This window comes from Sphingobium sp. (assembly GCF_048594625.1).
Lineage (GTDB): Bacteria > Pseudomonadota > Alphaproteobacteria > Sphingomonadales > Sphingomonadaceae > Sphingobium.
In genome coordinates this window covers 1-5421 of sequence record NZ_JBMDWL010000036.1, presented here as the reverse complement: position 1 = coordinate 5421, position 5421 = coordinate 1, and the positions used below count along the sequence as shown (strand labels likewise).

Genomic DNA, 5421 nt, shown 5'->3' with positions numbered 1-5421 from the left:
AGGCCGTCCATCGCCACGCTGGTCATCATCGAATCCAGCCCACGCCAACGCTGATACCGCGCCAGCAACTGCGCATCGCCCGGATCAAGGCCCAGCCGCATCCCGTCCACCAGCACCTCCACCAGCGCGGCGACATCGCGGAAGCCAAGGTTCACGCCCTGCCCCGCAATCGGATGGATGGCATGCGCGCTGTCGCCCACCAGCGCGAGGCGCGTGTCGGTAATCCGCGCGGCATGGTGGAAACCCAGCGGATAGGAGGATCGCGGACCGGCCAGCTTTATTTCGCCCAGGAACCCGCCGATCCGCTTCTGCGCTTCGGCCAGCCAGGCGCGCTCCGACAGCTTCATCATCGCGGGCGCCTGATCGGTCGGCACCGTCCACACCACGGCGGACCGGGTGCCGGGCAGCATCGGCAGCAAGGCGAAGGGGCCGCCGACATAGAAAATCTCGTACGCCGTATTGGCGTGCGGCACCTCATGGTCGATCGCGGTGACCATGGCGGTGTGCTTATATTGCCAGCGGGTGGTGGTGATCCCCGCCGCATCGCGCGTGGGGCTGTTGCGCCCCTCCGCCGCGACCAGCAGCGCGCCGTGGATGCTAATCCCGCTCGCCAGCGTCAGCGTGACGCCATCGGCGTTGCGATCGACATGGACGGCGCGGTCAGGCTGATAGCGGGTGAGGTTCGCCGCCTCGTCCGCCGTCCGCGCCAGCGCCATGCGCAACTCGCGATTGGGCACCATCGTCCCCATCACGCCATCATCGGCATCGGGTGCGAAATCGAGCGCGCCCGGCTCCAGCCCGTCGCTGACCCAGATGCGGTCGATGGGGCATCCCTTCCCCTCCAGATGCCGACCCACGCCGATGGCGTTCATCATCGCATAGCTGGTGGAGCTGATCGCCGACACCCGGCCGTCGAACCCGGCGGCGGTGACGCCCACCGGATCGGCCGGGTCGATCACGGCGGTGCGCACACCATGTCCCGAAAGAGCGATGCCAAGGGTGAGGCCGACGAGGCCCCCACCCAAAATCACGACGTCGAAGCGTTCCATGGCGCCGTATCTAGGCGCTTGGGCGCGGATTGGGAAGCAGGGGCATCCCTTAAAAAAACCCGTGCCCCTGCCAAAGCAGAAGCACGGGTTCCTATCTCTGCCGATGCGCTCCTGCTTTGGCAGGCGCATCCAGCGCCGAAATCTTACAGCGTGCGCACCCAGTTGGCCGGATCGGCCACGGTGCCGCGCTGAATACCGGTCAGGTCGGCGCGCAGGCTTTCGGTGACAAGGCCGCCGTCGCCATTGCCCACGGTAAAGTCGCCATCGCTGCTCTTGACCGTGCCGATGGCGGTGACAACCGCCGCCGTGCCGCAGGCAAAGGCTTCGCGCAGCCTGCCGCTGGCCGCATCGCTGCGCCACTGGGCGAAGCTATAGGGTTCCTCGCGCACGTCGTGGCCCTTGGCGCGGGCCAGATCGATGATCGAATTGCGGGTGATGCCGGGCAGGATGGTGCCGCCCAGCGGGGGCGTCACGATCGACCCGTCGTCCATCACGAAGAAGACGTTCATGCCGCCCAGTTCCTCGACCCATTTATTCTCTGCGGCGTCGAGGAAAACGACCTGATCGCAGCCATGGCCGATCGCTTCCTTCTGCGCGACCAGCGACGCGGCATAATTGCCGCCGCATTTGGCCGCGCCGGTGCCGCCACGGGCCGCGCGGGTATAATGTTCGGACACCCACAGGGTGACGGCTTTCTTGCCCCCCTTGAAATAGGCGCCGACGGGCGAAGCGATGACGCAGAAAATATATTCGTTGGACGGACGGACGCCCAGAAAGGCTTCGCTCGCGAACATGAACGGGCGCAGATACAGGCTGCCTTCGCCCTCCGGTATCCAGTCCGCGTCGATCTTCACCAGCTGCTCGATCGCTTCCATGAACAGATCTTCGGGCATGGCTGGCATGGCGAGCCGTTCGGCGGAATCGGCAAAGCGTCGGGCATTTTCCTCCGGCCGGAACATGGCGACGCTGCCGTCGGCCAGCCGGTACGCCTTCATCCCTTCGAAGATTTCCTGCGCATAATGCAGCACCGCGCAGGCGGGATCGAGCTGGAAGGGCGCGCGCGGCTCCACCTTGTGACTGTGCCAGCCCTGCCCTTCGGTATAGCGGATCGTCACCATATGGTCGGTAAACAGGCGGCCAAAGCCCGGATCGGACAGAAGCACGGCGCGCTGGTCCGCCGATACAGCCTGGCTGTTACGGGTGACGGTGAAGCGCGACGTCTGTTCGGCGGCCATGGTGAGTCTCCTTATTCTGGCTCGTGCGTGGCCGCCTATGTCACAGAGCGGCCAGCGAAACAATGGGTCATATATACTGACCTATTTGAGCGTAAAAAGGGCCAGCCGCGCGGCGCTGGCCTCTTCCCGCCGCCGCGCCGCCCGGTTATCGCATGGCGCCATGCACTTCTTTTCCGACAATGTGACGCCCATCGCCCCCGCCGTCATGGCCGCCATCGCCGCGGCCGACATGTCCGACCATGGCTATGACGCCGACCGGTGGAGCGCCCGGCTGGACGCGGCCTTCACCGACCTGTTCGAAACCCCGGTCAGCGCGCTGTGGGTGGCGACCGGCACGGCGGCCAACTGCATCGCGCTCACCACGCTCTGCCCGCCCTATGGCGGCATATTGTGCCACGAAGAATCGCATATCATGACCGACGAAGCGGGCGCGCCCGGCTTCTTCACCCATGGCGCCAGCCTGATGGCGATGCCGGGCGACGGCGCGAAGCTGACCCCGGACGCCATCACCGCCCGGCTAAAGGCGATCCGCCCCGACGTGCATCAGGTGCCGGCGCGCGCCATCAGCATCACCAACGCCACCGAATATGGGCTGGTCTACACGCCTGATGAGGTTGCCGCGCTGGGCGACATCGCCCGCACCCACGGCCTAGGCTTCCACATGGATGGCGCGCGTTTCGCCAATGCCGTGGCGCATCTGGGCTGCGCGCCCGCCGACGTCACATGGCGCGCGGGCATCGACGCCCTGTCCTTTGGCTGCGTGAAGAATGGCGGCATGGTGGGCGAAGCGCTACTCTTCTTCGGCGACCAGGCCCCGGCCCGCGCCGCAGAGGCGAAACGCTGGCGCAAGCGGTCGGGCCATCTCTTTTCCAAGGGCCGCTATCTCGCCGCGCAGATATTGGCGATGATCGAGGGTGACCTGTGGCTTGCCAACGCCCGCAGCGCAAACGCCGCCGCGCAAGCTCTGGCAGACGGCGCGGCCGGGCGGCTGATGCAGGCCGTTCAGGCGAACGAACTGTTCGTGCGCCTGACCGCCGCCGACGCCGCCAGCCTGCGCGCGCAGGGCTTCGATTTCTATGACTGGGGTGAAGGCGCGGCGCGGCTCGTCACCAACTGGTCGCAGGATGCTGCCAGCGTCGCGCCGCTCGCCGCCGCGCTACGGGCGCTCCCCCATGGCTGAAGATCCGATCAGGGGCAAAGGGGGCGGCGTCGTTATCCCCTTCATCCTCGTCACGCTGATCTGGAGTTCAACCTGGATCGTCATCCGCGACCAGATCGGATCGGTCCCGGCCAGCTGGTCGGTCTGTTACCGCTTCGCGCTGGCCGGGGTCGCCATGGCGGCCTTTGCAAAATGGCGCGGCGTGTCGCTATATGTCGGGCGCAGCGGCCTGATCTACGCCGCCCTGCTCGGCACCGCGCAATTCGTGCTGAATTTCAACTTCGTTTATCGCGCCGAACATTATCTGACGTCGGGCGTCGTCGCGGTCGTTTATGCGATGCTGCTGATCCCCAATTCGATCCTCGCCTTCCTGATATTCCGCCAGCCCGTCAGCCGCGCCTTCATTGGCGGATCGCTGGTCGCGGTGACGGGCATCATCCTGATGCTGCTGCACGAATATCATGCGGCAACCGTCAGCCCCGACATGGTACTGCTGGGCGCGGCCTTCTCGATCGCGGGGCTGATGAGCGCATCGGCCGCCAATGTGATGCAGGGGATGGAGATTGCGCGCCGCCTGCCGATGGTCGCGGTGCTGGCATGGGCCATGCTGATCGGCGCGGGGGTGGATGCGCTCTACGCCTTCGCCACGCTCGGCCCGCCGACATTCGATCCGCGCATAGGCTATATTTTGGGCGTGGGCTGGCTGGGGCTGGCGGGGTCGGTGGTCACCTTCCCGCTTTATTTCACGCTGATCCAGCGCATGGGTGCGGGCCGCGCCGCCTATACCAGCGTATTGATCCCGGTCATCGCGATGCTGATTTCCACGCTGGCGGAGGGGTATCGCTGGTCCGCGCTGGCGATCATCGGCGCTTTGCTGGCGATCGCGGGCATGGCCATCGCTCTCCGGTCGAAAGCGGGTTAGCGGCTGCCGGGCTGGTAACGCAGCTTGGCAGCGTCGACCTTGCCGATCAGGCTGGCGATGGACGGGCTGGCGCCGTTCGACCGGCCCGGCACGGCCATGTCGTTGATCCGTGCGCTCAGTTCCGAAAAAGCCTTGTCGATCCGGGTCATGGGGGCATCCTTGTTAACCGATGCGCCCGTAATCGATCCAAAGGGTTAACGCCAAGTAAACCATGCGGCGGCCCGCATTACAGACAGGCCCGCAGCCCCTGAACATAGGTGGGATGGATCGGCGCCCAGCCCAGCAGCCGCTTCGCCCGACCATTGGCGACCCGGCGATTTTCCGTGTAGAATGCCCGCGCCATCGGCGACAGGTCCGCTTCCTCCACCGACACAAGCGGCGGCCATGCCCGCCCCAGCATGTCGCAGGCCGCCTCTATCACCGCATTTTGCGCGCAGGGCAGGTCGTCGGCCAGATTATAGATGCCCGGCGGCCCACCAAAGGATGCGATCACCCCGCCGACAATGTCATCCACATGCACCCGGCTGAACAGCTGGCCGGCCAGGTCGATGCGATGCGCCTTGCCATCGCGCACCCGGTCCAGCGCCGATCGCCCCGGCCCATAGATGCCCGGCAGGCGAAAGCGCCGCATGTCGGGCCGCAACGCGCCCCATGCCAGATCGGCGGCGGCACGGGCGGTGCGGCGCCCCCGTCCCACCGGACTGGCTTCATCCACCCACGCCCCCGCCGCATCGCCATAGACGCCGGTGGAGGACAGATAACCGGTCCAGATCGCGGGCGAGGCGGCAATGGCCGCGCCATAGCGGGCGAGGACCGGGTCGTCGTCGCCCTGCGGCGGAACGGAAGACAGGATATGGCTGGCCCCGGCGATGGCGGCGCGCACGGCGCTTTCGTCGTCAAAGGCGATGCTGCCGGCGTCGGCGCTGCGTCGCACGCCCGTCATCTGCCAGCCATCGGCGCGCAACCGTGTGGCGATGCGCGATGCGCTGTAACCCATGCCGATGATGAGCATATGGGGCATCGTCACCTCTTCCGTTCGGTTCGAGCCTGTCGAGA

At 66.4% G+C, this 5421-nt stretch carries 6 protein-coding genes; 2 read left to right on the top strand and 4 right to left on the bottom strand.

The features are described from left to right. Positions 1 to 1049 (bottom strand): FAD-dependent monooxygenase (locus tag ACOJSJ_RS05220; protein WP_420143931.1); only part of this gene is annotated, 1049 nt, incomplete at its 3' end. A 143-nt stretch (positions 1050 to 1192) separates the two neighbouring features. Further along, complete coding sequence (locus ACOJSJ_RS05215; RefSeq protein ID WP_420143930.1) at positions 1193 to 2284, bottom strand: branched-chain amino acid aminotransferase; 1092 nt, start codon at positions 2282 to 2284, stop codon at positions 1193 to 1195. A gap of 160 nt (positions 2285 to 2444) precedes the next feature. Between ACOJSJ_RS05215 and ACOJSJ_RS05210 the strand changes: the two genes are divergently transcribed. Together ACOJSJ_RS05210 and ACOJSJ_RS05205 are read left to right on the top strand one after the other, a co-directional pair. After that, a complete protein-coding gene (locus ACOJSJ_RS05210; protein WP_420143929.1) occupies positions 2445 to 3464 on the top strand; it encodes a threonine aldolase family protein in 1020 nt (339 codons plus the stop codon). Further along, on the top strand, positions 3457 to 4365 hold the full coding sequence (locus ACOJSJ_RS05205) for a DMT family transporter (protein WP_420143928.1): 909 nt from the start codon (positions 3457 to 3459) through the stop codon (positions 4363 to 4365). The genes ACOJSJ_RS05210 and ACOJSJ_RS05205 overlap by 8 nt, the downstream gene beginning before the upstream one ends. Here ACOJSJ_RS05205 and ACOJSJ_RS05200 read toward each other — a convergent pair. Then, positions 4362 to 4514: a hypothetical protein gene (locus tag ACOJSJ_RS05200; RefSeq protein ID WP_420143927.1), complete on the bottom strand. Its 153-nt coding sequence runs from the start codon at positions 4512 to 4514 to the stop codon at positions 4362 to 4364. The genes ACOJSJ_RS05205 and ACOJSJ_RS05200 overlap by 4 nt on opposite strands. Before the next feature lie 77 nt (positions 4515 to 4591). Further along, positions 4592 to 5386, bottom strand: coding sequence for an SDR family NAD(P)-dependent oxidoreductase (locus tag ACOJSJ_RS05195; RefSeq protein WP_420143932.1), 795 nt, complete (start codon positions 5384 to 5386; stop codon positions 4592 to 4594). Positions 5387 to 5421: the final 35 nt, after the last annotated feature.